Origin of the sequence: Frateuria soli (assembly GCF_021117385.1) — a bacterium.
Taxonomy (GTDB): domain Bacteria; phylum Pseudomonadota; class Gammaproteobacteria; order Xanthomonadales; family Rhodanobacteraceae; genus Frateuria_A; species Frateuria_A soli.
In genome coordinates this window covers 1,182,825-1,208,020 of record NZ_CP088252.1, presented here as the reverse complement: position 1 = coordinate 1,208,020, position 25,196 = coordinate 1,182,825, and the positions used below count along the sequence as shown (strand labels likewise).

The 25,196-nt window shown below is 68.0% G+C and carries 26 protein-coding genes; 18 read left to right on the top strand and 8 right to left on the bottom strand.

Features of this window, described 5'->3' with window-relative positions; translation table 11 throughout:
- Positions 1–67 precede the first annotated feature (67 nt).
- Positions 68–493 carry a hypothetical protein gene (locus LQ771_RS05530; RefSeq protein ID WP_231351369.1) on the bottom strand — a complete coding sequence of 142 codons (426 nt, stop codon included), beginning with the start codon at positions 491–493 and terminating at the stop codon, positions 68–70.
- Between the two features lie 113 nt (positions 494–606).
- On the opposite strand from LQ771_RS05530, the gene LQ771_RS05525 reads away from it, so the two are divergent.
- Complete coding sequence (locus LQ771_RS05525) at positions 607–2,295, top strand: AMP-binding protein (protein ID WP_231351368.1); 1,689 nt, start codon at positions 607–609, stop codon at positions 2,293–2,295.
- 30 nt (positions 2,296–2,325) lie between these two features.
- Here LQ771_RS05525 and LQ771_RS05520 read toward each other — a convergent pair whose 3' ends face one another.
- Positions 2,326–2,709 carry a PilZ domain-containing protein gene (locus LQ771_RS05520; protein ID WP_231351367.1) on the bottom strand — a complete coding sequence of 128 codons (384 nt, stop codon included), beginning with the start codon at positions 2,707–2,709 and terminating at the stop codon, positions 2,326–2,328.
- Between the two features lie 697 nt (positions 2,710–3,406).
- Between LQ771_RS05520 and LQ771_RS05515 the strand changes: the two genes are divergently transcribed.
- From LQ771_RS05515 to arsC, 4 genes are read left to right on the top strand one after another with little or no spacing between them, the layout of a single operon-like run.
- Positions 3,407–4,309: a segregation and condensation protein A gene (locus LQ771_RS05515; protein WP_231351366.1), complete on the top strand. Its 903-nt coding sequence runs from the start codon at positions 3,407–3,409 to the stop codon at positions 4,307–4,309.
- A 30-nt stretch (positions 4,310–4,339) separates the two neighbouring features.
- Positions 4,340–5,197 carry an SMC-Scp complex subunit ScpB gene (gene scpB / locus LQ771_RS05510; protein ID WP_231351365.1) on the top strand — a complete coding sequence of 286 codons (858 nt, stop codon included), beginning with the start codon at positions 4,340–4,342 and terminating at the stop codon, positions 5,195–5,197.
- On the top strand, positions 5,194–6,633 hold the full coding sequence (locus LQ771_RS05505) for a pseudouridine synthase (protein ID WP_231351364.1): 1,440 nt from the start codon (positions 5,194–5,196) through the stop codon (positions 6,631–6,633). The genes scpB and LQ771_RS05505 overlap by 4 nt, the downstream gene beginning before the upstream one ends.
- On the top strand, positions 6,633–6,983 hold the full coding sequence (gene arsC, locus LQ771_RS05500) for an arsenate reductase (glutaredoxin) (RefSeq protein WP_231351363.1): 351 nt from the start codon (positions 6,633–6,635) through the stop codon (positions 6,981–6,983). The genes LQ771_RS05505 and arsC overlap by 1 nt, the downstream gene beginning before the upstream one ends.
- A gap of 111 nt (positions 6,984–7,094) precedes the next feature.
- Here the strand turns inward: arsC and LQ771_RS05495 are convergent, their stop codons facing one another.
- From LQ771_RS05495 to LQ771_RS05480, 4 genes are all read right to left on the bottom strand, one after another.
- Complete coding sequence (locus LQ771_RS05495) at positions 7,095–8,102, bottom strand: peptidoglycan-binding protein (RefSeq protein WP_231351362.1); 1,008 nt, start codon at positions 8,100–8,102, stop codon at positions 7,095–7,097.
- A 565-nt stretch (positions 8,103–8,667) separates the two neighbouring features.
- Complete coding sequence (locus tag LQ771_RS05490) at positions 8,668–9,483, bottom strand: amidohydrolase (RefSeq protein ID WP_275045648.1); 816 nt, start codon at positions 9,481–9,483, stop codon at positions 8,668–8,670.
- The gene (locus tag LQ771_RS05485) at positions 9,471–10,616 is read right to left on the bottom strand and encodes a pyridoxal phosphate-dependent aminotransferase (RefSeq protein ID WP_231351361.1); all 1,146 of its coding nucleotides are present in this window, start codon (positions 10,614–10,616) and stop codon (positions 9,471–9,473) included. The genes LQ771_RS05490 and LQ771_RS05485 overlap by 13 nt, the downstream gene beginning before the upstream one ends.
- Before the next feature lie 43 nt (positions 10,617–10,659).
- A complete protein-coding gene (locus LQ771_RS05480; protein WP_231351360.1) occupies positions 10,660–11,637 on the bottom strand; it encodes a LysR substrate-binding domain-containing protein in 978 nt (325 codons plus the stop codon).
- A 117-nt stretch (positions 11,638–11,754) separates the two neighbouring features.
- Here LQ771_RS05480 and LQ771_RS05475 point away from each other — a divergent pair, with 117 nt between their 5' ends.
- The 12 genes from LQ771_RS05475 to LQ771_RS05420 all read left to right on the top strand — a co-directional run bounded on the left by LQ771_RS05475 (position 11,755) and on the right by LQ771_RS05420 (position 21,936).
- Complete coding sequence (locus LQ771_RS05475) at positions 11,755–12,339, top strand: FMN-dependent NADH-azoreductase (RefSeq protein ID WP_231351359.1); 585 nt, start codon at positions 11,755–11,757, stop codon at positions 12,337–12,339.
- Between the two features lie 206 nt (positions 12,340–12,545).
- Positions 12,546–14,213: an amidohydrolase gene (locus LQ771_RS05470; protein ID WP_231351358.1), complete on the top strand. Its 1,668-nt coding sequence runs from the start codon at positions 12,546–12,548 to the stop codon at positions 14,211–14,213.
- Positions 14,214–14,507: 294 nt separating this feature from the next.
- Positions 14,508–14,831, top strand: a complete 324-nt coding sequence (locus LQ771_RS05465) for a hypothetical protein (protein ID WP_231351357.1) — start codon at positions 14,508–14,510, stop codon at positions 14,829–14,831.
- Between the two features lie 3 nt (positions 14,832–14,834).
- A complete protein-coding gene (locus LQ771_RS05460) occupies positions 14,835–15,209 on the top strand; it encodes a GntR family transcriptional regulator (protein ID WP_231351356.1) in 375 nt (124 codons plus the stop codon).
- Entirely contained in the window at positions 15,206–16,063 is an 858-nt protein-coding gene (locus LQ771_RS05455) for an ABC transporter ATP-binding protein (protein WP_231351355.1), read from the top strand. Before LQ771_RS05460 ends, LQ771_RS05455 begins: the two co-directional genes overlap by 4 nt.
- On the top strand, positions 16,060–17,028 hold the full coding sequence (locus tag LQ771_RS05450) for an ABC-2 transporter permease (protein ID WP_231351354.1): 969 nt from the start codon (positions 16,060–16,062) through the stop codon (positions 17,026–17,028). Before LQ771_RS05455 ends, LQ771_RS05450 begins: the two co-directional genes overlap by 4 nt.
- 61 nt (positions 17,029–17,089) lie before the next feature.
- Positions 17,090–17,740, top strand: coding sequence for a YggN family protein (locus tag LQ771_RS05445; protein WP_231351353.1), 651 nt, complete (start codon positions 17,090–17,092; stop codon positions 17,738–17,740).
- A gap of 23 nt (positions 17,741–17,763) precedes the next feature.
- A complete protein-coding gene (locus LQ771_RS05440; RefSeq protein WP_231351352.1) occupies positions 17,764–18,300 on the top strand; it encodes a DUF2884 family protein in 537 nt (178 codons plus the stop codon).
- Between the two features lie 240 nt (positions 18,301–18,540).
- Positions 18,541–18,957 carry a DUF6326 family protein gene (locus LQ771_RS05435; protein ID WP_231351351.1) on the top strand — a complete coding sequence of 139 codons (417 nt, stop codon included), beginning with the start codon at positions 18,541–18,543 and terminating at the stop codon, positions 18,955–18,957.
- Positions 18,958–19,045: 88 nt separating this feature from the next.
- Positions 19,046–19,681 (top strand): GDSL-type esterase/lipase family protein, encoded by a 636-nt coding sequence (locus LQ771_RS05430; RefSeq protein ID WP_231351350.1) that lies wholly within the window; start codon positions 19,046–19,048, stop codon positions 19,679–19,681.
- 85 nt (positions 19,682–19,766) lie between these two features.
- On the top strand, positions 19,767–21,263 hold the full coding sequence (locus tag LQ771_RS05425; RefSeq protein WP_231351349.1) for a DNA-3-methyladenine glycosylase 2 family protein: 1,497 nt from the start codon (positions 19,767–19,769) through the stop codon (positions 21,261–21,263).
- Positions 21,264–21,426: 163 nt separating this feature from the next.
- Positions 21,427–21,936 (top strand): methylated-DNA--[protein]-cysteine S-methyltransferase, encoded by a 510-nt coding sequence (locus tag LQ771_RS05420; RefSeq protein WP_231351348.1) that lies wholly within the window; start codon positions 21,427–21,429, stop codon positions 21,934–21,936.
- A 29-nt stretch (positions 21,937–21,965) separates the two neighbouring features.
- Here LQ771_RS05420 and LQ771_RS05415 read toward each other — a convergent pair whose 3' ends face one another.
- The gene (locus LQ771_RS05415) at positions 21,966–22,376 is read right to left on the bottom strand and encodes a hypothetical protein (RefSeq protein ID WP_231351347.1); all 411 of its coding nucleotides are present in this window, start codon (positions 22,374–22,376) and stop codon (positions 21,966–21,968) included.
- Positions 22,377–22,423: 47 nt separating this feature from the next.
- Between LQ771_RS05415 and LQ771_RS05410 the strand changes: the two genes are divergently transcribed.
- Positions 22,424–23,668, top strand: coding sequence for an alkaline phosphatase family protein (locus LQ771_RS05410; RefSeq protein ID WP_231351346.1), 1,245 nt, complete (start codon positions 22,424–22,426; stop codon positions 23,666–23,668).
- Between the two features lie 203 nt (positions 23,669–23,871).
- On the opposite strand, the gene LQ771_RS05405 is transcribed toward LQ771_RS05410, so the two are convergent.
- Positions 23,872–25,134 carry an MFS transporter gene (locus tag LQ771_RS05405; protein ID WP_231351345.1) on the bottom strand — a complete coding sequence of 421 codons (1,263 nt, stop codon included), beginning with the start codon at positions 25,132–25,134 and terminating at the stop codon, positions 23,872–23,874.
- Between the last annotated feature and the right edge of the window lie 62 nt (positions 25,135–25,196).

Genomic DNA, 25,196 nt, shown 5'->3' with positions numbered 1-25,196 from the left:
TTTTCTTTTCCGGAAGTTCCTTCCCGCACCCTGTGGCGGGGCGAACTCCCCAGCGACATGGAAAGCCCTACAGCTGCCGCTTCCACGTTGCGCTGTAACAGCGCCACTCGTCTCCCTCGCTGCGCCACGCCGTCTCCACCTGGTACACGCCCGCCGCATCCGGCAGCAGGCGGCTGCCCTGGGTGAGGCTCGCGGTGAAACTCGCCACCAGCCGCTCGCCGCGCCGCTCCACCGAGATCGGTCCCAGCGTCACGCCGACGTGCTCGCCGCGCAAACGCGCCAGGCGAACCAGATTGGCCAGATCCTTCCGCTCGAGCCGGCCGCCGTTGCCGTCGAAGTCCTCGCTGAGCGGCTCGATCACGCCACTGGCGTCGGCCTGTTCGGCCGCCTGCTCCGCCGCGCCGATGGCCTCGCGCACACGCGTTTCGTCCGGCGTCTGCCGACAGGCCGCGAGGCCCGCAAGCACCAGCGCGAGGCCAAGGGAATACAGCATGTTTCTCGCTCGCATGAACCCTCCGATCCCCGCTGCGGTGCGCCTTGCCGCCGTGCGCGGGCGTATGCTCCAATGCCTTGGCCGCAAGGCCGAACGGGGAACAGGAACAGTACATGAGCAACGAACGTCCGTGGCTTGCCCACTATCCGCATGACGTGCCCGCCCGGATCGACGTCAACACCTATGCGTCGGTGGCGGAGGTGGTGGAAGAAGCCTTCGGCAAGTTCCGCGACAAGCCGGCCTTCGCCAGTTTCGGCAAACTCCTGAGCTATGGCGAGGTCGAAACGCTGAGCCGCCAGTTCGCCGGCTACCTCACCGGCGTGCTGGGCCTGAAGAAAGGCGATCGGCTCGCCATCATGCTGCCCAACGTGATGCAGTATCCGATCGCGCTGTTCGGCGCGCTGCGCGCCGGCCTCGTGGTGGTCAACACCAACCCGCTCTACACGGCACGCGAACTCAAGCACCAGTTGGAGGACTCCGGCGCCAGGGCCATCGTGGTGCTGGACAACTTCGCCTCCACGCTGCAGGAAGTGATCGGCCAGACCCACGTCGAGCACGTGATCACCACCGGCATCGGCGACCTGTTGGGCTTCCCCAAGGGGGCGCTGGTCAACTTCGTGCTCAAGCACGTCAAGAAGATGGTGCCGCCCTACTCGCTGCCCAAGGCAGTGCGCTTCCGCGATGCGCTGGCGCAAGGCGCATCGCACCCCATGCCGAAGGTGGAACTCGGCCACGCCGACCTCGCCTTCCTGCAGTACACCGGCGGTACCACCGGCGTGGCCAAGGGCGCGATGCTCAGCCACGGCAACATGGTCGCCAACATGCTGCAGGCCAGCGCCTGGATCGGCGACCTGGCAAGGCCCGGCGAGGAGGTGATCATCACGGCGCTGCCGCTGTATCACATCTTCTCGCTGACGGCCAACGGCCTGGTGTTCATGCGGCTGGGCGGCCTCAACTGGCTGATCACCAACCCGCGCGACATGCCCGGCTTCGTCAAGGAGCTGAAGAAGTCCGGCTTCACGGCGATCACCGGCGTCAACACGCTGTTCAACGGCCTGCTCAACACGCCAGGCTTCGCCGAGCTGGACTTCTCACGCCTGCACCTGACCCTGGGCGGCGGCATGGCCGTGCAGCGCGCGGTGGCCGAGCGCTGGAAGAAGACCACCGGCTGCACGCTGGCCGAGGCATACGGCCTGACCGAAACCTCCCCGGCGGTGTGCATCAATCCCCTGGACTTGAAGGACTACAACGGCTCGATCGGCCTGCCGGTGCCCTCCACCGACGTGGCGATCTGGTCGGAAGACAACCAGCCGCTTCCAATCGGTGAAGTGGGCGAACTGATGGTGCGCGGCCCGCAGGTGATGCTGGGCTACTGGCAGCGTCCCGAGGAAACCGCCAAGGTGCTCGGCGCGGACGGCTGGTTGCACACCGGAGACATCGCCCGCATGGACGAAAACGGTTACGTCTACATCGTCGACCGCAAGAAGGACATGATCCTGGTGTCCGGATTCAACGTGTATCCGAACGAGGTCGAGGATGTAGTGATGCAGCACCCCGGCGTGGCCGAGGTGGCCGCGGTGGGCGTGCCGGACGAGCACTCCGGCGAAGCGGTGAAGCTGTTCGTGGTGCGCAAGGACCCGGCGCTGACCGCCGAGACGCTCAAGCAGTTCTGCCATGACAACCTGACCGGCTACAAGCGCCCGCGCCAGATCGAGTTCCGCGACGCCCTGCCCAAGTCCAACGTGGGCAAGATCCTGCGCCGCGAATTGCGCGAAGAGCAGAAGAAGAAGACCCCGGCCTGAGAGGGGTCGCCCTGCAGGCCCTGGCGGCGTTCACTCCTCCCGCCAGTGCTCCAGGATGTCGGCGTAGCCGCCCAGCAGGTTCCACAGCGGTACCTGCTTGTCTTCGGGGATGCGCGAGTAGGCGAAGCCGATGTGGCGGTCGGATATGCGCGCGACCACCGCCTCGAGATGGATGTGCAGGTCGCGGCCGAAGATCATGTCCAGCACCCAGGCCTGGCCCAGCTCGCCCTGCCAGCCCAGCGGCCGGCGCAGCAGCGCGCCCGTGGCGGAAATGTCGACCAGTTCGGTCGGGTGCGACTGCACCCCGTGGCTCATGAGCACGGTGGTCTCGATGCGCATGCGCGCGGGCCGCAGGAACTTCGTGCCCGATTCGTCGGGACCCGATTCATCCGCCACGTTGTTTTCGATCGTCATCTGGCTCCCCAAGCGGAACGCACCCGCGTCCCTGTGACGTCCCGCGATCGTACGACGCATCCTGCGTTCCATCGACAGCCGGTTGCTGCATGCAAGCCGGACGCATTCAGACGTGCGGCTCGGCGTGGTGCGAAAAACCGCCATCCCGAACGGCTAAGCAAGCGCCGTGCCATCAGGAGACAGATGCGACGATGGGTCGTCCGGCCAGCGGGCCGCGCGCAGGACTGCCGCGGTCGGTTTGAGCACGACACAACGTGTCACATGCTGCCCCACTCGCGGGCGATTCCCCACTGGACTTGCCGCAACGCTGCCGTTAACCTGTCCCCATGCCCGGTCCCAGCGTGCGCCGTACCGGTCCGATACCGGCCATCGCGGCATGCTTTCCAAGGTCCCGGCAGACCGATTTGAACTGTCCTTGGCGCCGCGTCGCCATCCTGTCTTGCGTTTGTTCCTGGGCCCGATGCCTGGCGAGAACGCCTTGGTGGTCGCCTGAACTCGCTTGATCGAACCGCCGTGGCGCGGCTTCGTCACGCGATACCGCGATGACGGCTGCGCCGAAACCGGCACAAGCCAGCTTGACTGGCCGTCGGCCCGAAGCCGCGGTCACGAGGGGATACCGTCCGGCGGGCGCCGCCTGGCCAGACGACGGGTTTGAACGCATTGCCGGCCGCGTGAGCGGCCCTCACGACATGCATTGATGAGCACAGAACCGCAGCAGCCGGCCGCACCGTCGCAAGACGCCTTCGCGTCGATCCCCCAGCAGCAGGAAATGCCGCTGGCGATCGTGCGTGGCGAACCGTTGCTGCAGATGCCGCAGGATCTGTACATCCCGCCGGACGCATTGGAAGTCTTTCTCGAAGCGTTCGAGGGGCCGCTGGATCTGCTGCTCTACCTGATCCGCCGCCAGAACCTGGACATCCTGGACATTCCGATTGCCGAGATCACCCGGCAATACATGGAATACATCGACATGATGCGGGACGTGATGCGGCTGGAGCTGGCCGCCGAGTACCTGCTGATGGCCGCGATCCTGGGCGAGATCAAGTCGCGCCTGCTGCTGCCGCGGCCGCCCGCCGAGGAAGGCCTCGAGGACGACCCGCGCGCCGAACTGGTACGCCGCCTGCAGGAGTACGAGCGCTTCAAGAAGGCCGCCGAGGACATCGACACCCTGCCCCGCGTGGAACGCGACACCGTGCCGGTCCATGCCGAGGTCGGCGAGCGCAACGTGGTCAAGCTGCCGCCGCCGCTGGACCTGAAGGAAATGCTGCTGGCGCTCAAGGACGTGATGCACCGCGCCGAACTGTTCGGTCACCACGCGATCAAGCGCGAGGCGCTGAGCGTGCGCCAGCGCATGGGCGAACTGCTCAGCCGGCTCGAGGATGGCACGTTCCACCGCTTCGAGAGCCTGTTCGACGTCAGCGAAGGGCGCCTCGGCGTGGTGGTGACGTTCCTTTCCATGCTCGAACTGGCCAAGGAAATGCTCGTGGAAATCGTGCAGGAAGAACCCCTGGCGCCGATCTACATCAAGGCGAAGGCCTCGCTTGCCGAGGAAAGCGTCGAACTCCCGGACGACATGCCGGTGTCCGCCGCCGCCGAGTAAGGCGCCGGCTCCCCCGAAAATCATCAGGCCATGCAGATCGAGCAACTCAAACCGATCATCGAGGCAGCCCTGCTCGCCGCCAGCCAGCCGCTTACCGTGGCGCAACTGGGCGAGCTGTTCGTCGAAGAGGACCAGGTCGACCGCGAAGCCATTGCGCGCGCGCTCGAAGCACTGGGCGAGGATTGCGCCGGGCGTGGCGTGGAGCTGAGGGAAGTCGCCTCCGGCTTCCGCTACCAGGTCCGCCAGGACGTGCACCCGTGGGTGTCGCGCATGTGGACCGAGAAGCCCAGCCGCTACTCGCGGGCGCTGCTGGAGACCCTCGCGCTGATCGCCTACCGCCAGCCGATCACCCGGCCGGAAATCGAGCAGATCCGCGGCGTGGTGGTTTCTTCCAACATCGTCAAAACGCTGGAGGAACGCGAGTGGATCCGCGTGGTCGGCCACCGCGACGTGCCTGGCAGGCCGGCGCTGTTCGGCACCACCCGGGCCTTCCTCGACTACTTCAATCTCAAATCGCTGGATGAGTTGCCGCCGTTGTCCGAGATCCGCGACATGGAAGACCCGCAGCTGCGACTCGACCAGGAGCCGCTGCCGCCGCGGGTGATCAAGGACCTGCCGATCGATCCGGACGAGGAAAGCGCCGGACCCATGCCCGACGAGGCCGCCGGAGCCGGACAGGTCACCGACGACTCCAGCCAGGACGAAACACCCACCGGCGAGGCGCCTGCGCCCGCCGACGCCGAGGCCGAACCGGCCGACGCCACCGAAACCGCCGCCGCGTCGGACGACGAGGCGCGCACCCCATCCGCCACTGCCGACGAGGCAGCAGCCCCAGCGGACGTCGACGAAGACGCCGCCGAGCAGGACACCGAGGAGTACCGCGCATGACTGCGCCGCAGAAATCCGTCTTGACCCTCAAGCGCGAACCGCGCGAAGAGACCAGCAACCCCGCCCTGGAAGAACGCCTGCACAAGGTGCTTGCCAATGCGGGCCTCGGCTCGCGCCGCATGCTGGAGCAGCGTATCCAGGGTGGCGAGGTCGAACTCAACGGCACGCCGGCCGGCATCGGCGCCAGCGTGCACGCCGGCGACCGCGTGGTACTCGATGGCAAGCAGTTCGTCGTTGCCACCGACAACCGCGACGACACCGAGGTACTGCTCTACCACAAGCCCGAGGGCGTGGTGACCACCCGCGAGGATCCCGAAGGCCGTCCCACCGTGTTCGAGCAGCTGCCGCGCCTGAAGGGTGCGCGCTGGGTCGCGGTCGGTCGCCTGGACATCAACACCACCGGCCTGCTGCTGCTCACCACCGACGGCGAGCTGGCCAACGCGTTGATGCATCCCAGGAGTGGTCTTGGCCGCGAGTATCTCTGTCGCGTGCACGGCGAGGTGCCGGACGAGGTGATCGAGAAACTCAAGGCCGGCGTGGAACTGGAAGACGGCCCGGCCCGCTTCGACGAGATCGCCATCATCAGCCGCGGCGGCAGCCACAGCTGGTTCCGCGTGGTGATCCGCGAGGGCCGCAACCGCGAGGTGCGCCGCCTGTGGGATTCGCAGGGCTTCCTGGTCAGCCGCCTCAAGCGCATCCGCTACGGCAGCGTGGAGCTGCCGCGCACGCTGCGTCGCGGCGAGAGCGAATCGCTTTCCGAGGAGGCGATCAAGGACCTGCGCAAGGCCGCTGGCCTGGGTCCTGCCCAGCCCGTGCTGACGCTGAGCCCGGTACTTCACCAGCGCCGCGCCAGCCGCAGCGTCACCGAATATCGCCCCGAGCGTGGCGCGCAGACCGGCTGGAGCGGCGCCTATCACGACGAGGCGCGCGAACTGCGCGCATTCGACCGCATCCGCGAGGAACCGGTGCGCGGCAAGCAGCAGCGTCGGCGCCCCGGCAAGGAAGTCAACGGCAACGTCGCGCGCCCCGAGCGCCCGGCCAGCCCCGGCCGCCGCAAGAACAAGCGCGGCGTGGCACCGGGGCAGGAGCTTCCGTCGGTGCGCACCTGGTTCGCCGGCGAGAGCCGCGATGGCGGCGGCCGCGGCCCGTCCGGCAACCGGGCTGGCGGCAATCCGGCCGGTGGCAATCCGGCCGGTGGCAATCGCCGCGGTGGCAAGCCGGGTGGCGGCAAGCCGGGTGGCAGCCGCGGCGGTGAAGCACGCAGCGCCAGTCCCTACGCCGGCTTCGGCGGCGGTGGCGGCGCCAATCGCGGCAACCGTCAGGGCGGCTCGCCCGGCCAGGGCGGTCGGCCGCAGAACCGCGGCAACCGTCCGCAGGGCCAAGGCGGCGGTCGTCCGCCCGGTGGCCGCGGCGGCAACCGGCACGGCAACCGCTGATGGGCGTGCGCATCTATCACAACAGCCGCTGCTCGAAGTCGCGCGGCACGCTGGAGCTGTTGCAGGCGCGCGGCATCGAACCGGAAGTCGTGAATTACCTGGACACGCCGCCCGGCGTGGACGAGCTCAAGACCCTGCTCCGCCTGCTCGGCATGGCGCCGCGCCAGCTGCTGCGCACCGGCGAGGCGGAATACAAGGAGCTGGGCCTGGACGACGCCGCGTTGGGCGACGAAGCGATCCTCCAGGCAATGGTCGCGCACCCCAGGCTCATCGAGCGCCCCATCGTCGTTGCCGATGGCAAGGCCGCCATCGGACGTCCGCCGGAGGCGGTCCTGGCCATCCTGCCGTAAAGGCCGCAGGCAGGCTTGAGCCCGAGTCTTGCGCGCCAGGCTGATGGCCGCCCGCAAACGGAAGCCGCCCAAGGGCGGCTTCGTCGTGATGGACCAGGCCAACGCGTCGCGTCAGTTCCTCAACGCATCGACCGTCGCGTCGTCCAGTCGGCCGGTCACGTTCAACCCGCGAATCTGCTGGAAGCGGCTGATCGCCTTCGTGGTGCCGGGACCGGGTAGGCCGTCGACCTTGCTTGTGTAGAGCCCCAGCGCCGCAAGCCGCCGCTGGGCTTCGGAAAGCGAAAAGCCTTCCGCTTGCGTCCCGGACGCGCCATCGACACCCAGACTGCCACCGGTACCCAGACCGCCCGCCACCTTCTGCGGCGCGTAATGACGGACCGCACGCACCATCTCGTTGTAGGAATGCATGAACGCGCTGGCGATGAGCCGGCCCTGCGGGGTCTTGCTGTAATCGCCCGCGCCTGCCCCGGCGGAGCCGCCGATTCCCAGCCCGCCGAAGCCGAAATCGTTCTTGCTGGCGCTACCCTGCGCCGCGGCGACCTGCACGCCCGAGCGCACATCCGTGAGCAGCAGGGTGGTCGAAGCCTCGCGGTGCTTGATGGAACCGGCAATCGCGCCGATGAGCGCTCCATACGGTACGACGCCCGCAAGCGCGGCGCCGCCGCCCCCGGTGTTCTCGGCGAACTGGATGGTGGGCGTAACCACGTAATCGGCCGCAACCATCTGGCCCTTGCCCATGTTGCTTCGGCCACGCAGTTCGCCCGAGTCGGCCAGCCCGCGTTCCTGCATCATCGAACTCATCGCGTGGCCACGGTCCACCACCACGAAACAGTTGCTCTGCTGGATCATCAGGCGGATCAACGGCGTGGTGGCCGGCAGGTGGTACTGGGTGGTCAGGATGGCGAACCAGTCCTGGCTGGTGTCCTCCTCGACCGCCAGCGTGCCGAGCGGCCTGGCGCAATGCTCCAGGGTAGCGTTGGCACCGGCGCTGGCCGAACCCGCGGCCGATCCGCCGATCGGCTCCTTCTTGGTGGCGGCCAGGCTGGCGCAGCCGCTGAGCAGCATGGCCGAGCCGATGCCGAGTGCGAGGGCGCCACGCTTCAATGATCCAGTTCTCATCGCGATTCCATTCCGTTTTCAGGTGGTGTCGCAGCGCACCTGCCGAGCGGATGGCGGTAGCGCTGCAAGTGAGCGGAAACGCACACGGGCTCCCGTTTTTCACGCACGCCGCCGCGCCCCGGCGAGAGCGGACCGGGCGGGTGTGCGAGTTGGTGAAGCCGGTGCGGGCCCCCTGTTCCGGGTCCTTCCGCTTGCCAGGATGCCCCGCGTCGTGGGTCAGTCCGCCCTGCAGGCGGCGAGCCCCGGGGAGCGGCGTCAAGGCTACGTGCAAATGGCGGCGGGTCAATCGGTGACGAGACCTTCGGCAGCGCGCCAACTTGCGCTTCAGCGACCTGCACGCATCCCGCCGAATGCACGGCAAACGCATTGTTTTGCCGTGCAAAATGGTCAAGACGCCGGGAGCGCCTTCGTCGGTGTGGGATACCGGCCCCGCTCCCCGTGGGACGTGGCCCACATGAAACTCCGGCTCTGCCTATGCCTCTGCAAAGCGACGCCTACGTTGCCGGATGCGCAATTCCGAAAGTGCGAATGCACTGAAGACCCCGCCGCACGCGGCGGGGTTCGATCACATCGGACCCAACGAGAACTCGTCGGCATCCATCCAGGCGGGGAACCGCTCGCGATACGCCAGCAAGGGAGCCGGATCCAGGCGCACGGTGGCGACTTGCTCCTGCGCGCCGAGTTCTATCATCGGCTCGCCGACCGGGTCGATCACCGCACTGTCGCCCGCGTAGGGCAAGTCGTTGCCGTCCACGCCCACGCGGTTGACGCCCACCACGCAGGCCAGGTTCTCGATGGCCCGTGCGCGTAGCAGCGTGCGCCAGGGTTGCCGGCGCGGTGCCGGCCAGTTGGCGACGAACAGTGCCAGGTCGTAGTCCATGCCGCCGGCGGCGCTCTCCAGCCGGCGGTTGCGCAACCAGACCGGGAAGCGCAGGTCGTAGCAGACCTGCGGCAGGATGCGCCAACCTTTGAGCTCCACCACCAGCCGTTCCCGGCCGCCGCCGTAACGGGTGTGCTCGCCCGCCATGCGGAACAGGTGGCGCTTGTCGTACTGCGCGTGGCTGCCGTCCGGTCGCATCCAGAACAGGCGGTTGTAGACCGTGCCGCCCTCGATGATGGCCAGGCTGCCGCAGATCACCGCATCCACTTCGCTGGCCAGATCACGCAGCCAGGTCACGCCTTCGCCGTCCATGGTGCCGGCGCTGACGCGGGTGTCGTTGCTGAAGCCGGACAGGAAGGTCTCCGGGAGCACGATCAGGTCGCTGCCCCGGGCCTGGCGCACCAGCGCGCCGTAGTACTCGCGATTGGCCGGCGCGTCGTGCCAGCGCGTGTCGCCCTGGACCAGGCTGACGGTCAGCGGCTGCATGCTCAGAGGCGGCATAGGCGCTCCGCGGCCGCGGCCATGGTGGCGTCGCTCTTGGCGAAGCAAAGGCGCAGCAGGCGCGTGCCCGGCGGCTTCTCGTAGAACGGCGTCAACGGGATCCCCGCCACGCCGCCCTGCTCCACCAGCCAGCGCGCGAAGGCGAGGTCGTCCTCGTCGCGGATGGCCGAGTAGTCGACCAGCTGGAAATAGCCGCCCGGCACGTCCAGCAGCCTGAAGCGCGAGGGCGCCAGCAGCGCGCGGAAGCGGTCGCGCTTGGCCTGGTAGAAGTCCGGCAGTTCCAGGTAATGCGCCGGGTCTTTCGCCATGATTTCGGCAAACGCGACCTGCGCCGGATGGAACGTGCAGAAGGTCAGGTACTGATGCACCTTGCGGAACTCGGCCGACAGCGCAGCCGGAGCCACCGCGTAGCCGACCTTCCAGCCGGTGCAGTGGTAGGTCTTGCCGAAGCTGGATACCACGATGCTGCGTTCGGCCAGCTCCGGATGGCGCAGCACGCTCTCGTGCCGCGCGCCGTCGTACACGATGTGCTCGTAGACCTCGTCGGAGAGCACGAGGATGCCGGTGTCGCGGGTGATCTCGGCCAGGGTGTCCAGATCGTCCGCGGACAACACCGCACCCGAAGGATTGTGCGGACTGTTGATGAGGATCATCCGGGTCCTGGGCGTGATCGCGTCGCGCACGCGCTGCCAGTCGATGGCGAAGCTCGGCACGGTCAGCGGGATGTGCACTGCGTGCGCACCCTGCAGTTCGATCGCCGGCTCGTAGGAATCGTAGGCGGGATCGAAGACGATCACTTCCTCGCCCGCGCGCACGGTCGCCGCGATCGCCGCGAAAAGCGCCTCGGTGGCACCGGAGGTCACGGTGATCTCGGTGGCCGGGTCGACACGCCGCCCGTACAGCCGCTGGGTCTTGATCGCGATCTGCTCGCGCAGCGGCGCGGTGCCGATCCCCGGCGCGTACTGGTTCCTGCCCTCGGCCATCGCGCGCGCCAGCGCGTCGCGCAATGATTGCGGCGGCTCGAAATCCGGAAAGCCCTGGCCCAGGTTCACCGCCTGGTGATCCAGCGCGAGCTGGCTCATCACGCTGAAGATGGTGGTACCGACCTTGGGCAGCTTGGTATCGATATTCATGCGCGTGGATGTATGGAAGGCCAAACGGCAAGCCTAGCACGGCTCATGCGCGCGGCCTGTCGAGCGGATCAAGCGGGCGCTTGCGGCACTGCTCGTGCTTCTGGCGCGTCGCCTCGGGCAGGCGCTCGGCCAGGAAGTCGACCAGCGCACGCACGCCGGGCAGCATGCCGCGGCGGCTGGGATAGACGAAGTGCATGGTGCCTTCCGGCGCGCTCCAGTCGGGCAGGACGACTTCGAGGTCGCCTCGCGTGATGGCCGGTGCGCAGACGAACTCCGGCAGCAGCGCCACGCCGAGGCCACGGCGGGCCGCTTCCAGCAGCAGCGCGAACTCGCCGGTGACCAGGCGTGCAGTCATCTCCACCGAGGCGCGCTCGCCGTGCGCGTCGATCAGCTCCCACACCTGCGCGCCCTCGTGTTCGAGCATGGTGAGCGCAGGCAGCGCGGACAGGCCCGCCGGCGTCGTGGGCCGCCCCACGCGATCGAGCAACCCGGGGCTGGCCACCGCCAGCACACGCGACAGGCCGAACGTGCGCATCACCAGGTTGGCGTCGCTGTCGAGCTTGCTGCGAACGCGGATGGCGATGTCGTAACCCTCGCCCACCACGTCCACGCGCCGGTTGCTGGAGAGCACGCGCACCTGCACCTTGGGGTACTGCGCCAGAAAGTCCGGCAGTACGTGCGCCACCACCGTCTGCGCCAGCGAGACCGGGCAGCTCAGCCGCACCACGCCGCGCGGCTCGGCGCGCAGCTCGTCGACCGCCTCCTGCGCCGCGCGGGCTTCCTCCAATACCGCGCGGCAATGGGCATAGAAGCGCTCGCCCACTTCGGTGACCACGAAGCGCCGGGTGGTCCGTTGCAGCAGGCGCACGCCCAGGCGCTCCTCCAGTTGCGACACCCGCTTGCTCAGGCGCGACTTCGGGATACCCAGTGCACGGCCGGCCGCCGAGAAGCCGTTGTGCTCGACCACCATGGCGAAGAAGTAGAGGTCGTTGAGGTCCTGCAGCGTGCCGTCGAGGGTCATGCCAGTTGTTTCCTTTGAGAAACGATAAGTTCGATATTAGCCGACTTATCAGACCATTGTTGCGAAAGTATCGTTACTCCATCGCCGGAACGCCCGGCCTTCGATTGGAGTCACGCCATGAAACTGCTGCACATCGATTCGAGCGCCCTGGGCCAGCATTCGGTCTCGCGCGGCCTCACCGCGGACATCGTGGCCCGGGTCAAGCGTGATCGCCCCGACGCCTCCACCCGCTATCGCGACCTGGCGGCCCAGCCACTGCCGCACTGGGCGCCGGTGGCCGATGCCGGGGATCCGGCCGCGCTGTTGGGCGACGAGATGATGGACGAGTTCCTCGCCGCCGACGTCATCGTGCTCGGCGCGCCGATGTACAACTTCGGCATTCCCAGCACGCTCAAGGCCTGGATCGACCGCATCGCGGTGGCCGGCAAGACCTTCCGCTACACCGCCAACGGCCCCGAGGGCCTGGCCGGCGGCAAGCGGGTGATCGTGGCTTCCAGCCGCGGCGGGTTCTATGGCGAAGGCACGGGCGGCGCGGCGATGGATTTCCAGGAGAACTACCTGCGCGCGGTGTTGGGTTTCCTGGGCATCACCGACGTGGAATTCGTGCGCGCCGAAGGTGTGGCGGTCAGTGCCGCGCACAAGGACCAGGCGCTGGCGGCCGCGAAGGAAGCCATCGGGACGCTGCTGCCCAAGGCGGCGTAAACCCCACAAGGGCACGAGCGCCGCACGCTACCACCAGCCGTTCGTGCGGAGCGCAGGCCGCAGGCCGGAGTCGAAGCCTCCCCGCGGGCCCTTCGACTTCGGCGCCAGCCCATGCTCGGGGCGAACGGTCTTCCTATGTGCTTCATGGTGGAAAAAGCCAGCAAGGCCCGACACACTGGGGCTTTCCCGCACAGGAATCCGCGCGCATGAACCGCACCCTGCGTCTGTCCCTGCTCGCCCTGCTGGCCGCCGCGCCGACGCTGCAGGCCGCCGATCTGTACGTGCACAACGTCAAGGGCTACACCCTGGACAGCCAGGGCAAGCTGCAGCGCTTCGACGCCCTGCTGGTGGACGAGGGCAAAGTGGTCGCCACCGGCACCGACAGCGCGCTGGCCAGGCGCGCAGGCGACGCCAGGGTGGTCGACGGCCATGGCAAGACCCTGCTGCCGGGCCTGATCGACGCCCACGGCCATGTGCTGGAGCTGGGCTACGCACTCACCCAGGCCGACCTGACCGGAACGCAATCGCTCGATGAAGCGCTCGCCCGCGTCAAGGATTACGCCAAGGCTCATCCGGACGCCCGCTGGATCGTCGGTGGCGGCTGGAACCAGGTCATCTGGAAACTCGGCCGCTTTCCCACCGCCAGGGAACTGGATGCGGTGGTGTCCGACCGCCCGGTGTGGCTCAGCCGCGTCGACGGCCATGCCGCCTGGGCCAACACCGCGGCGATGAAGCTGGCCGGCATCACCCGCGACACCAAGGATCCGCCCGGCGGCCGCATCGAACGCGACGCCCAGGGCAATCCCACCGGCGTATTCGTCGACGGCGCCACCGCGCTGGTCGGCGCGGTCGTTCCCGAACCTACCGACAAGGAACGCGCCACCGCGCTCGACACCGCCTTGGCGGAGATGGCGCGCGTAGGACTGACCGGCGTGGACGACGCCGGCATCGACCTGCCCAACTACCGCCTCTACAAGCGCTATGCCGACGAACACAGGCTCACCGCGCGCATCTACGCGATGATCCGCGACACCGGCGATGCCTTCGACACGATCACCGCCGGCGCTCCGCTGGACGGCTACGGCGATGGCTACCTCACCGTGCACTCGGTCAAGCTGTTCGCCGACGGCGCGCTCGGCAGCCGCGGCGCGGCCATGCTCGCGCCCTACTCCGACGACCCGCACAACCACGGCCTGCTGTTCATGAGCCCGGGCACGATGGCGTCGAAGATCGAGAAGGCCTTCGCCAAGGGTTACCAGGTCAACATCCATGCGATCGGCGATGCGGCCAATCGCGAGGTGCTGGACGGCTTCGCCGCCGCCTACAAGGTCCATCCGGATGCCAAGGCCTTCCGCAACCGCGTCGAGCACGCGCAGATCGTCTCGCTCAAGGACATTCCGCGCTTTGTCCCGCTGAACCTCATCGCCTCGATGCAGCCCACGCACGCCACCTCTGACATGAACATGGCCGAGGACCGCGTGGGCCACGAACGCATCGAGGGCGCCTACGCGTGGCGGCGCTTCCTCAAGCAGGGCACGGTGGTCGCCTTCGGCTCGGACTTCCCGGTCGAGTCACCCAACCCGTTCTTCGGCCTGCATGCGGCGGTTACCCGGCAGAACCACCAGAACCAGCCGCCGGGCGGCTGGTATCCCGACCAGAAACTGAGCCTGGTCGAGGCGCTGCGCGCGTTTACCCTGAGCGCGGCCTACGCCGGCCACGCGGAGAAGACCCAGGGCTCGCTGGAGCCGGGCAAGTACGCCGACTTCATTCTGGTGGACCGGGACATCTTCGCGATCAACCCGCAGGACCTCTGGAAGACCAAAGTGTTGGGCACCTGGGTAGGTGGTAAGCAGGTGTATCCGGCGAGCAAGTAAGTCGCGGGGGCTTTCGGGCCACTTTTCGTCGCCCACGAGACGTCTTGTAGGAGCCCACTTGTGGGCGATGCACTCTGGGCGCACCGGCGCAGGAGCATTCGCCCACAAGTGGGCTCCTGCAGGCGCGCGCGGCTCCTGCGCAGACTCGCTCCAGCGGGACAACGCATAACCGACTGATTTTCAAGAAAACCATGGCATAGGCCATCAGTCATGGCCTGTTGCCTGTTGACCCTTTTCAGGATGGTGTTATAGTTCACTACAACACCGGTCCACGAGGTCACTAGGAGACCCGCCATGAAAGCGCAGAACCTGATCGCCCTGGCCGCCGCCACGCTGATTACCGCGACGAGCCTGGCCACCCTGAACAACCCGGTGCGCACCGCGCCGGTTTCCGAAATCAACGGCATCCGCGTGGTCAACCTGGCCCCGGTCGAAGTCAGCCCGAGCGCGAGCGACCTGCGTGCCGCCGCCCTGCTGGAAGGCTCCGACATCACCAGCGCCACCCTGGCGCCGACGCTGAGTACGCAGGCCGAAGCGGGCGCAACCCTGCTCGGGACGCAGTTGGCCATGCCCTACTATTCGTTCGGCACCCAGATCGCCCGTGCCAGCAAGGAATAACGTATGACCATCACCTGGAACGACAGCGTCCCGATCTACCGCCAGCTGCGCGAGCGCGTGGTGGCGATGATCCTGGATGGCGCCTTGAACGAAGGCGACCCGCTGCCGTCGGTGCGCCAGGTGGCAGCGGATTTCCAGATCAACCCGCTGACCGTGTCCAAGGCGTACCAGGAGCTGGTCGACGATCAACTGGTCGAGAAAAGGAGAGGGCTGGGCATGTTCGTCACTGATGGGGCCCGCGAGGCCTTGTTGAAATCCGAGCGCGAGCGCTTCCTGCGCGAGGAATGGCCGGCCCTGTTCGCGCGCCTGCAGCGCCTGGGGCTGGATCTCAAAACGCTGATGCGCGAAGCGCCGGCCAACACGGAATCGCAGTCATGAGCGCCATCGTCACCGCGCGAAACCTGAGCAAGCGCTACAAGAACGCCACGGCGCTGGACAGCGTGAATTTCGAGATCCAGTCCGGCCGGATCGTGGGCCTGATCGGTCCCAACGGCGCTGGCAAGACGACGGCGCTCAAGGCCATGCTGGGCCTGACCTCCTTCGAGGGCGAGCTGAACGTGCTGGGCTACGACCCGCGCACCCAGCGCGACAAGCTGATGGAACAGGTCTGCTTCATCGCCGACGTCGCGGTGCTGCCGCGCTGGATCCGCGTGCGCGAGGCGATCGACTTCGTCGCCCACGTGCACCCGCGCTTCGACCGCGCCAAGTGCGAGGGTTTCCTCAAGCGCACCAAGCTCACGCCAGACCAGCGCGTGCGGCAGATGTCCAAGGGCATGATCGTGCAGTTGCACCTGGCCCTGGTGATGGCCATCGATGCCCGCCTGCTGGTGCTGGACGAACCCACGCTCGGCCTGGACATCCTCTACCGCAAGCAGTTCTACCAGAGCCTGCTGGAGGATTACTTCGACGAGAACAAGACGATCATCGTCACCACCCACCAGGTGGAAGAGATCGAGCACATCCTCACCGACCTGATGTTCATCCGCGACGGCAAGATCGTGCTGGACACCGACATGGACGCCGTCGGCGAGCGCTTCGCCGAAGTGATGGTCAGCGCCGACAAGGCCGCTGCCGCCCGCGCACTGCAGCCGATCGACGAACGCCAGGTCTTCGGCAAGAGCATCTTCCTGTTCGACGGCGCCGACCGTCCGACACTCGAGGCATTGGGCGAAATCCGCCGGCCGTCCGTCAGCGACCTGTTCGTCGCCACCATGAAAGGGACCTACGCATGAAAACCCTTGCTGGCAACCAGATGTACTGGCTCGTCAAGCGCGAGTTCTGGGAACACCGCGGCGGCTTCCTGTGGGCGCCGCTGGTCACCGGCGGCATCTTCCTGCTGCTGAACCTGATGGGCATCATCACCGCCGAGGTGATCGGCGCCCGCCACGGCATCAGCATCGGTGCCAGCGGCAAGCTGCAGAACGTCATCTCGCAGATGGACGCGGGCGACATGAGCCAGGTGGGCATGGCGCTGGACATGGCCATGTACTCCTCGATGGCGTTGATCTTCGTGGTGCTGGGCTTCGTGGTGTTCTTCTACTGCCTGGGCGCCATCTACGATGAGCGGCGTGACCGCAGCATCCTGTTCTGGAAATCGTTGCCGCTGTCGGACACCGAGACGGTCCTGTCCAAGGTCGTCAGCGCCACCGTCGTGGCGCCGGTGATCGCCACGGTGGCCGGCATCGCGGCGGGCATCCTGCAACTGTTGATGGTGGCGATCACCTTGTCCTTCCACGGCATCAACGTGTGGCAGCTGCTGATGCTTGCGCATCCGGTGCGCGTCACGCTCAACATGATCGGCCACATCCCGCTGTACCTGCTGTGGGCCCTGCCCTCGGTCGGCTGGCTGCTGGCATGCTCGGCCTGGGCCCGCACCAAGCCGTTCCTGTGGGCCATCGCCCTGCCGGTCGCCACCGGGCTGCTGGTCACCTGGTTCGGCATCATGGGCCTGTTCAACCTGCCGGCGGGCTGGTTCTGGCAGAACATCGTGGCCCGCGCCCTGTTCAGCGCGTTCCCCGGCGCCAGCCTGATCGCCAGCGACGACCTGATCCACACGGGCAGCAACAACCTGGATTTCATGAACCTCGGCAACACCTACCAGCTGCTCGGCTCGATCAATCTGTGGATCGGCGTGGCGGCGGGTGCGGCGCTCATCGCCGCGGCCATCTGGTTCCGCCGCTGGCGCGACGAAGGCTGATCGCGGGAAGCCCGCGACCGCGATGCAAGTCCGAAAGCCACATCCGACCAAGGGACGATCCATGAAGATCCGCACGATCACCCCCGCCGCCGTTGCACTGGTTCTGCTCCTGGCCGGGTGTGGCTCTTCCGGGTCCAACGCCGGCGGCAACGGGACACAGGCAATGAAGGAGGTCGACAAACAGACCTCTCCATCGTTGATCTCGGCCTCGATTCACGAGGGGATCGAACAGGCCAAGCGCGAGCTGGCGACCAAGGACATCGACATCGGCCGCATGCACGTAGGTCGTGGCCAGCACGGCGACAACGACGCCCTCCCCCGTGCGGCGATCACGCCGCAGGGGGATCTGGTGATCGCCGGCCGGACGATAGACGCGACGCCGGAGCAGCACACCCTGCTGCTCGATTACCGCCAGCAGGTCGTTGGCATTGCCGAGGCCGGCATGGACATAGGCGAACACGGAGCCAATCTCGGCACCCGGGCCGCCAGGGAAGCGATCTGGGGCGCGCTTGCCGGGAAAAGCGACAAGGAGCTCGAGGCAAGCATCAAGCCGCAGGCAGAGCAGATCAAAGTCGCCGCCATGCGGCTCTGCCAGGACCTGCCGGGCCTGCTGGCCTCGCAGCAGAAGCTGGCCGCGGCGATGCCGCAGTTCCGCCCGTACGCGACCCTGACGCAGAAAGACGTCGACGACTGCGGGCGCGACGAAAACTGACCGATTCTCCAGGAGGCCAAGGAATGTTCTCTCGTCACTCCCGCTTCGCCCTTGCCCTTGCAGCCGGCCTCATCCTGGCCGGCTGCGGCAACGGGCTCGATACCACCACCATTGCCAATGGCGGCATCGTGGTCCTCGGTGACAAGGTCACGCTTCACGGCGCCGGCGACAGCGACGCTCTCCTCGACGCCACCGGCCGGTTGGTGATCGACGGGCACGATGTGGCGGTCGATGCCACGCAGCGGCAACTGCTCCAGCAGTACTACCGGGGTGCCCGCGCCGTACGCGAACACGGCGTGGCCACTGGCAAGGCGGGCGCCGCGGTGGCGGTGCAATCGCTGAAGAAGGCGGCGGCGCACGTCACCGGCAGCGACGGCGAACAGGCCGACGCGAAGTTCGACACCGCGACCCGGCGGGTCGACGAAGAGGCCAACAAGATCTGCCTGGACATCGGCCAGATCCGCGCCGCGCAGAACCGCCTCGCCGACTCGTTGCCCGCGTTCAAGCCTTTTGCCGGGATCATCGACGGCGACGACTCCGACTGCTCCGACAACTCCTGAAAAGCCCGCGCTCCACTGGCCGGCGCACCCGCGATCCGCATCCAGCCCCAAGGCGGGAACCGAGCACCTCCGCAGGCCCCGTTTTCTTGTAGGAGCCCACTTGTGGGCGATGTCTCTTGTGCGCAGCGGAGAAGGAGCATCGCCCACAAGTGGCGTCCTACCGAGGCACCTCGACGCCGTTTGCCGCTGAGCACACCCGACCGGGCCCCGCCAGGCCCATCCCTCGACACGGAGCAACCGATGGCCCGTACCCGCCTGGAAGACCTCAAGGTCCATGTGAGATTCAAGCTGTCCGCGCTGTGGGCAGCCATCATGTCCTGCTACATCTATGGCGATTTCTGGGGCCTGTACCGGCCCGGCAACCTCAAGGACATTCTCGATGGCATCGGCCCGCTGGGCCCGACGAGCCAGGGCTCGCTGGTGGCCGTGTCCGTACTCGTGGCCGTGCCGGCGGTGATGATCTTCCTTTCGCTCGCCTTGCCGGCGACGGTCGCACGCTGGCTCAACCTGCTGATCAGCATCGCGCTGACCGCGATCATCCTCGCCACGCTCCCGGGCGCCTGGGTCTTCTACGTGTTCATGAGTTGCGTCGAGATCGCGCTGCAACTGGGCATCGCCTGGTACGCCTGGCGCTGGCCGCGGCAAATCGCGACCTGACCGGCGCGGGCCTGCCCCGCTTCCACCGCACCACGTTCCCCGGAGGCCGAGCCGGCCGCCGCACTCCCCTCACGCCCGAGGTATGCCCATGCGACTGATCAAGATACTGTTTGCCACCCTTCTCATTGCCTCGCTTCCAGTGACCATGGCGCTGGCAGCGGCCCCACCGCGAACCGTGCTGCTGGTGGGCGACAGTCTCAGCTCTGCTCACCGTATTCCGGTCGAATCCGGTTGGGTCCAGCGCCTGCAGGACCGGCTGAAGCTCGCCAGTGCAACGCCACCGGTGATAATCAATGCCAGCCGTGCCGGCAAGTCGATGGCCGATGCACTGGCGGAATTGCCTGGCTTGCTGGCAGCGCATCACCCCGATGCGGTCATCCTTGAGCTTGGCGGCAACGATGCCTTCCTCGGCGCCAGCGAAGCGCAACTGCATCGGGACCTTGTCCGTCTGATCGATATGGCCAGGGACGCTGGTGCACGAGTGGCCGTGCTCGGTTTCGAGATTCCACCCAAGCTGGACCATGCTCATTGCGGTGCGCGGCTGAGCGCCGTCTATCGGCAGGTAGCAGGCGAACAGAACGTCGTGCTGCTTCCCTCGCTGATGGCCGGCGTGTCCGACCAGCCGTCGTTGCTACTCGACGACGGCGTCCACCCGACGGCCGCCGCCGGCGAGCGCATGCTGGACAACGCCTGGAGCACGCTGAAGCCGTTCCTGCTGGATTAGCGGCGGCCCGAGCCCTCACCGCCGCTTCTCATTGATGTCCGAAAGCGGCGAGTGTTGCGCCCGGGTGGGTGCTAGCCTCCGTTGCATGCCCACACCGCAAGCCAACCTGCCCGACCACCACGTCTGCGAACAGGCGCGCCTGAGCCGCGATGCGCGCTTCGACGGGCTGTTCTTCACCGCGGTGACCAGCACGCGCATCTACTGCCGCCCGGTCTGCCCCGCACCGCCGCCCAAGCCGTCGAACGTGCGCTACTACGCCAACGCCGCGGCGGCCGAGGCCGATGGCTTCCGCCCCTGCCTGCGCTGTCGGCCCGAGCTCGCGCCGGGCCATCCGGCATGGCGTCGCGGCGAACACGTGGTGGCGCGCGCGCTGGAGATCATCGAGGACGGGGCGCTGTCTGAGGCATCGCTCGGCGCAGTGGCCACCCGCGTGGGCGTGGGCGGGCGGCAGTTGCGGCGGCTGTTCGTCGAGCACCTGGGCGCACCGCCGCTCGCCGTGCACACGACGCGCCGGCTGCTGTTCGCCAAGCAGTTGCTGACCGAAACCACCCTGCCGGTGACCGAGGTGGCGCTGGCCGCGGGCTTCGGCAGCCTGCGCCGCTTCAACGCGGCGTTCGCGCAAGCCAACCGCATCGCACCCCGCGATCTTCGCCGCCAGCCACGCACGCTGGAGGCCGGCGACGCACTGGTGCTCCGGCTGGGTTATCGGCCGCCGTATGACTTCGACGGCGTGCTGGATTTCCTGCGCACGCGCGCCCTGCCCGGCATCGAGCAAGTGGAGGGGCATGCCTACGCGCGCGTGTTCGGGCCAGCCGGATCGCCCGGCTGGTTGCGCCTGTCGGCCTGGCCTGGCGGCGAGCATGCACTCAGGCTGGAACTGCACTGCCCGCAGCCGGACCGGATGCTGTCGGTGGTGACGCGGCTGCGGCGCATGTTCGACTTGGACGCCGAACCGCAGGCGATCGGCGCGACCCTGGGCGCCGGCGGCGTACTCGCGCCGTTGCTGCGCCGATGGCCGGGCCTGCGCCTGCCCGGTGGATGGGACGGTTTCGAGATCGCCGTGCGCGCCGTGCTGGGCCAGCAGGTGAGCGTGGCCGCCGCGCGCACGCTCGCCGCCCGCATCGTCGAGCGATGGGGCGAACCGCTGGCCACGCCCGCGCTGCCTGGCCTGGCACGGCTGTTCCCGACACCCGAGCGACTGGTCGACGCCGACCTGCGCGAGGTGGGCGTAGTCAACGCGCGCGCACAGACCATCCGTGGCATCGCCAGGGCCCTGCTCGACGGCCGCGCCGATTTCCGCGCCGGACAGCCGCTGGAAGCGTTCGTGGCGAGTTGGACGGCACTACCCGGCATCGGCGAATGGACCGCGCAGTACATGGCGATGCGTGCGTTGAGCCACCCGGATGCCTTCCCTGCGGCCGACCTGATCCTGCGACGTGCGGCGGCAGGCGATGGCGGCGAACTGAGCACGCGCGCCCTCTCGGCCATGGCCGAAGCATGGCGCCCCTGGCGCGCCTACGCGGTCATGCATCTGTGGCGCAGCGTGGCGACCCAGGCGCAACCTTCGAGGAAGCGCGCGTGAGTGGCATGCCCCGCCTTCGGCTTCGCTGCGCTGCGCTCGCGGCGGGCGGCCGGAGGAAATCCAACCACCCCGTGCATGGGCACCTCAGCCAACCACCGTTGTCCCCGAGCGCAGGTCCGCAGCCCCAGAGCCGCTACGCCCGCCAGTGCAACGAGCAAGACCCGTGACCCGTGTCTGGTACGACAACCTGCCAACCCCGATCGGCAAGCTCCGCCTCGTCGCCGACGAACAGGGCCTGCGCGGGGTCTGGTTCGAAACCGGCCGCCACCGGCGCGAACCGGAGCCCTCCTGGGTGCACTCGCCACGTGCGCTCGGCTTTGCGCGCGAACAGCTGGAGCAGTATTTCGCCGGCACGCGGCAGGTGTTCGAGCTGCCGCTGCATCCGCTCGGCACGCCATTCCAGTTGGCCGTGTGGCAGGAACTGGCGCGAATACCCTACGGCGCCACCATCAGCTACGGCGAACTGGCGCGGCGCATCGGCCAGCCGCAGGCGGTCCGCGCGGTGGGTGCCGCCAACGGGCGCAATCCGTTGCCGATCGTGCTGCCCTGCCACCGCGTGATCGGCACCGATGGCAGCCTCACCGGTTTCGGTGGTGGCCTGCCGGCGAAGCGCTTCCTGCTTGCCATGGAGCAGGGCGTGGCACACGGCGACCTGTTCGGCCGGGTGACCTGAGTCAGCGATACGGCCCGCTGGCGGGCGCTTCAGTCGCCGCTGCGCGAGGACGCGGGGGCCTTGCCCGAATGCACCACCGGCGGCGCAACGGCGCTCTGGTAGCGGTCCAGCAGGTCCTGCTGGCGTGCACGGTAGAGCTCGCGCTGGGCCTGGTCGGCCTGGTCGAGCCGCGCGGCCTGGACGGCGCCGGCCGCATAAGGGCGACGCACGGCTTCGGCCCGGCCCTGCCGCAATTGCTCCTCGACCTGGTTCTTCTGCAACTGGTCGCGCACCTGGTTCTCCCGCACGGTCTGCTGGAAGCGGGCATTCGCCGGCGGCTGCACGACGATCACGGGCCGCGTTGGCGCGGGTTGCGATTGCCAGGCGCTTGCCATCGCCGGCAGCGTCAGCGCGAAGGCGATGGGCCAGAGGCGGAGCGGTGCGCGGGTTTCGAACGACATGGATGCAGTGCGATGATGGGAAGTTGTCTGATCGTACGAACCCGCCCATGAAAAACCTGTTTCGCCTGATGTGCTGCCTGGTGCTCGTATTCAGCACCGGTTGCGCCACCTCGCCGCGCATCGCCGCCGGCAAGCCCACACCGCTGCTGCTGGTCTCGATCGACGGCTACCGTGCCGACTACCTCGACCGGGGTTTGACGCCCACCGTGGCCATGCTCGCGCGCGGCGGCGTCCGCTCGGCGATGCAACCATCCTTTCCGTCGCTGACCTTTCCGAACCACTACACGATCGTCACCGGGCTGCGCCCCGACCACCATGGCATCGTCAACAACACGATGTACGACGCGCGGCTGGGCAAGTTCTCGCTGCACAACCGCAAGGCGGTGAGCGACGGGCGCTGGTGGGCCGAGGGCACGCCCCTCTGGGAGACGGCGGATCGCCACGGCCTGCTGACCGCGACGATGTTCTGGCCCGGCTCGGAGGCGGCTATCCATGACCACCGTCCCGACCACTGGCTGCCCTATGACGGCGACCTCACGCCGATCCAGCGGGTCGACCAGGTCCTGGCCTGGCTGGATCTACCCCCGGGGCAGCGGCCGAGTTTCCTCACGCTCTATTTCGATGGCGTCGACCATGCGGGTCACTACTACGGCCCCGATTCACCACAAGTGGACCAGGCCCTGCGCGAGACCGACCTGGCGCTGGCGCGGCTGGTGGAGGGCCTCAAGCAGCGCGGGCTGTTCGATGCCATCAACCTGATCGTGCTCGCCGACCACGGCATGGCCCCGGTGCCGCTGGACCACAGCGTGCTGATCGAGCGGCAGCTGGATCTCGACGACGTGCAGGTGGTGAGCCTGGGCGTGCTGGCCGGCTTCAATCCCAAGCCCGGGCACGACTTCGCCGCGATCGAAGCCCGGATGCAGCGCCCGCACGCGCACATGCAGTGCTGGGACAAGACCCGCGTGCCGGCGCGTCTGGCCTACGGCCACAACCCACGCGTGCCGCAGTTGCTGTGCCTGGCCGACGTCGGCTGGCGCATCACCACCGCCGACTGGCTGGCCTCGCACAAGCGCCGCATCAGCCTTGGCGAGCATGGCTACGACAACGCCGCACCGCAGATGCGGGCGTTGTTCGTGGCGCACGGACCGGCCTTCCGCGACGGCGTGACGGTGCCGCCCTTCCCCAACGTGGACGTCTATCCGCTGATGGTGCACCTGCTCGGCCTGCCGCCGCAGCCGAGTGACGGGGACTACCGCGCGGTCAAGGGCATGCTTGAACCCGACGCGCGCTGACGCGGGGTCATGCCCGGGCTAGCGCGGCGTCGTTCATCTGCGGGCGAGCACCTGCGGTATCGGCATCGCGTTGGCCGCCTCCGGCTCCAGTTCGGCGCCCACCACGCGCGGGTCGATCCTCTACGAGCCGAAGGCGAGTGCGCGCAGGTGTCCGCGACGGCAGGCAAGCTGGCCGGACGGATCGATCCCGATGTACCTCCCGCTCATGGCAACGGCGGCTCGGTGCCTGGCGACGGCGGTCCCGGCAGCGGCCGCAGGAAGTACAGCCGCCAGGCGATCAGCAAGCCGGCGAGCACCATCACCCCGATGAACGCGGCCACGCCATTCCAGCCGCGCGAGGCAAAGAACAACCCGCCGCCGGCACCGGCCAGGCTGGAACCCATGTAGTACGCGAACAGGTACAGCGACGAGGCCTGCGCCTTGGCGTTGCCGGCGCGTCGGCCGACCCAGCTGCTCACGATCGAGTGCCCGCCGAAGAAGCCGAACGTCACCGCGACCACGCCGGCCACCACCAGCACCAGCGGCCGGAACACGGTCAGCCCCACGCCCGCCAGCATCAGCGCGAAGGTCGTCCACAGCACGCGACGACGACCGAGCCTCCCGGCCAGGTGGCCCATCCAGGCCGAGCTGAAGGTGCCGATCAGGTACACGCTGAAGATCAGCCCGACCACCGCCTGGCTCAGGCTGTACGGCGGCGCAAGCAGCCGGTAGCCGATGTAGTTGTAGACGGTGACGAAGGCGCCCAGCAGCAGGAAGCCCTCGATGAACATCCATGGCAGGCCGGCATCACGGAACACGCCGGCGAAGCGCGCAAGCAGCGTGCGCGGGCGCAGCGGCTGGCGCTCGAAGTGATGCGAGGGCGGCAGCAACCGCCAGAAGATCAGGCCGGACGCCAGGCCGATGCCGGCGACCACGGCCACCCCCACGCGCCAGTCGAAGAAATCCGCCAGCACGCCGGTGACCAGGCGTCCGCCCATGCCGCCGATGGCGTTGCCGCTGATGTAGAGCCCCATTCCCAGGCCGATGGAGTCGGGGTGCATCTCCTCGCTGAGCCAGGTCATCGCGACGGCCGGCAGGCCGCTCAGGGAGATGCCCAGCAGCGTGCGCAGGACCAGCAGGCTGGTCCAGCCGGGCACGATCGCGGTCAGCAGCACCAGCAGAGCCGAGGCGAGCAGCGATACGGTCATTACCGATTTGCGACCGTAGGCGTCGGATACCGCCCCGGCGAACAGCATGGCGAAGGCCAGCACGCCGGTGGTCAGCGAGAGCGATAGCGCGCTGGCCGCGGCGCTGACACCGTAGTTCTTGCTGAACTCGGGCATCAGCGGCTGCACGCAATACAGCAGTCCGAAAGTGGCGATACCGGCGGCGAACAGGGCCAGGTTGGCCCGGCGGAACAGCGGGGTGCCGTGGCGGATCAGCGATCCGTCGGCGGTGCCGGCGACCGGCACGGGGTGATCGTTCATCGGCTGCCTTTGGCGGGCCGTGGCGGGTGGGGAGCGCCATTGTCCTCCTCTGCGGGATGGCC

What these genes read in the sequence shown, in the direction of transcription:
- LQ771_RS05530 (WP_231351369.1), bottom strand. Translation starts at nt 493, where the DNA reads ATGCTGTATTCCCTTGGCCTCGCGCTGGTGCTTGCGGGCCTCGCGGCC.
- LQ771_RS05525 (WP_231351368.1), top strand. Translation starts at nt 607, where the DNA reads ATGAGCAACGAACGTCCGTGGCTTGCCCACTATCCGCATGACGTGCCC.
- LQ771_RS05520 (WP_231351367.1), bottom strand. Translation starts at nt 2,709, where the DNA reads ATGACGATCGAAAACAACGTGGCGGATGAATCGGGTCCCGACGAATCG.
- LQ771_RS05515 (WP_231351366.1), top strand. Translation starts at nt 3,407, where the DNA reads ATGAGCACAGAACCGCAGCAGCCGGCCGCACCGTCGCAAGACGCCTTC.
- scpB (WP_231351365.1), top strand. Translation starts at nt 4,340, where the DNA reads ATGCAGATCGAGCAACTCAAACCGATCATCGAGGCAGCCCTGCTCGCC.
- LQ771_RS05505 (WP_231351364.1), top strand. Translation starts at nt 5,194, where the DNA reads ATGACTGCGCCGCAGAAATCCGTCTTGACCCTCAAGCGCGAACCGCGC.
- arsC (WP_231351363.1), top strand. Translation starts at nt 6,633, where the DNA reads ATGGGCGTGCGCATCTATCACAACAGCCGCTGCTCGAAGTCGCGCGGC.
- LQ771_RS05495 (WP_231351362.1), bottom strand. Translation starts at nt 8,102, where the DNA reads ATGAGAACTGGATCATTGAAGCGTGGCGCCCTCGCACTCGGCATCGGC.
- LQ771_RS05490 (WP_275045648.1), bottom strand. Translation starts at nt 9,483, where the DNA reads ATGCCGCCTCTGAGCATGCAGCCGCTGACCGTCAGCCTGGTCCAGGGC.
- LQ771_RS05485 (WP_231351361.1), bottom strand. Translation starts at nt 10,616, where the DNA reads ATGAATATCGATACCAAGCTGCCCAAGGTCGGTACCACCATCTTCAGC.
- LQ771_RS05480 (WP_231351360.1), bottom strand. Translation starts at nt 11,637, where the DNA reads ATGACCCTCGACGGCACGCTGCAGGACCTCAACGACCTCTACTTCTTC.
- LQ771_RS05475 (WP_231351359.1), top strand. Translation starts at nt 11,755, where the DNA reads ATGAAACTGCTGCACATCGATTCGAGCGCCCTGGGCCAGCATTCGGTC.
- LQ771_RS05470 (WP_231351358.1), top strand. Translation starts at nt 12,546, where the DNA reads ATGAACCGCACCCTGCGTCTGTCCCTGCTCGCCCTGCTGGCCGCCGCG.
- LQ771_RS05465 (WP_231351357.1), top strand. Translation starts at nt 14,508, where the DNA reads ATGAAAGCGCAGAACCTGATCGCCCTGGCCGCCGCCACGCTGATTACC.
- LQ771_RS05460 (WP_231351356.1), top strand. Translation starts at nt 14,835, where the DNA reads ATGACCATCACCTGGAACGACAGCGTCCCGATCTACCGCCAGCTGCGC.
- LQ771_RS05455 (WP_231351355.1), top strand. Translation starts at nt 15,206, where the DNA reads ATGAGCGCCATCGTCACCGCGCGAAACCTGAGCAAGCGCTACAAGAAC.
- LQ771_RS05450 (WP_231351354.1), top strand. Translation starts at nt 16,060, where the DNA reads ATGAAAACCCTTGCTGGCAACCAGATGTACTGGCTCGTCAAGCGCGAG.
- LQ771_RS05445 (WP_231351353.1), top strand. Translation starts at nt 17,090, where the DNA reads ATGAAGATCCGCACGATCACCCCCGCCGCCGTTGCACTGGTTCTGCTC.
- LQ771_RS05440 (WP_231351352.1), top strand. Translation starts at nt 17,764, where the DNA reads ATGTTCTCTCGTCACTCCCGCTTCGCCCTTGCCCTTGCAGCCGGCCTC.
- LQ771_RS05435 (WP_231351351.1), top strand. Translation starts at nt 18,541, where the DNA reads ATGGCCCGTACCCGCCTGGAAGACCTCAAGGTCCATGTGAGATTCAAG.
- LQ771_RS05430 (WP_231351350.1), top strand. Translation starts at nt 19,046, where the DNA reads ATGCGACTGATCAAGATACTGTTTGCCACCCTTCTCATTGCCTCGCTT.
- LQ771_RS05425 (WP_231351349.1), top strand. Translation starts at nt 19,767, where the DNA reads ATGCCCACACCGCAAGCCAACCTGCCCGACCACCACGTCTGCGAACAG.
- LQ771_RS05415 (WP_231351347.1), bottom strand. Translation starts at nt 22,376, where the DNA reads ATGTCGTTCGAAACCCGCGCACCGCTCCGCCTCTGGCCCATCGCCTTC.
- LQ771_RS05410 (WP_231351346.1), top strand. Translation starts at nt 22,424, where the DNA reads ATGAAAAACCTGTTTCGCCTGATGTGCTGCCTGGTGCTCGTATTCAGC.
- LQ771_RS05405 (WP_231351345.1), bottom strand. Translation starts at nt 25,134, where the DNA reads ATGAACGATCACCCCGTGCCGGTCGCCGGCACCGCCGACGGATCGCTG.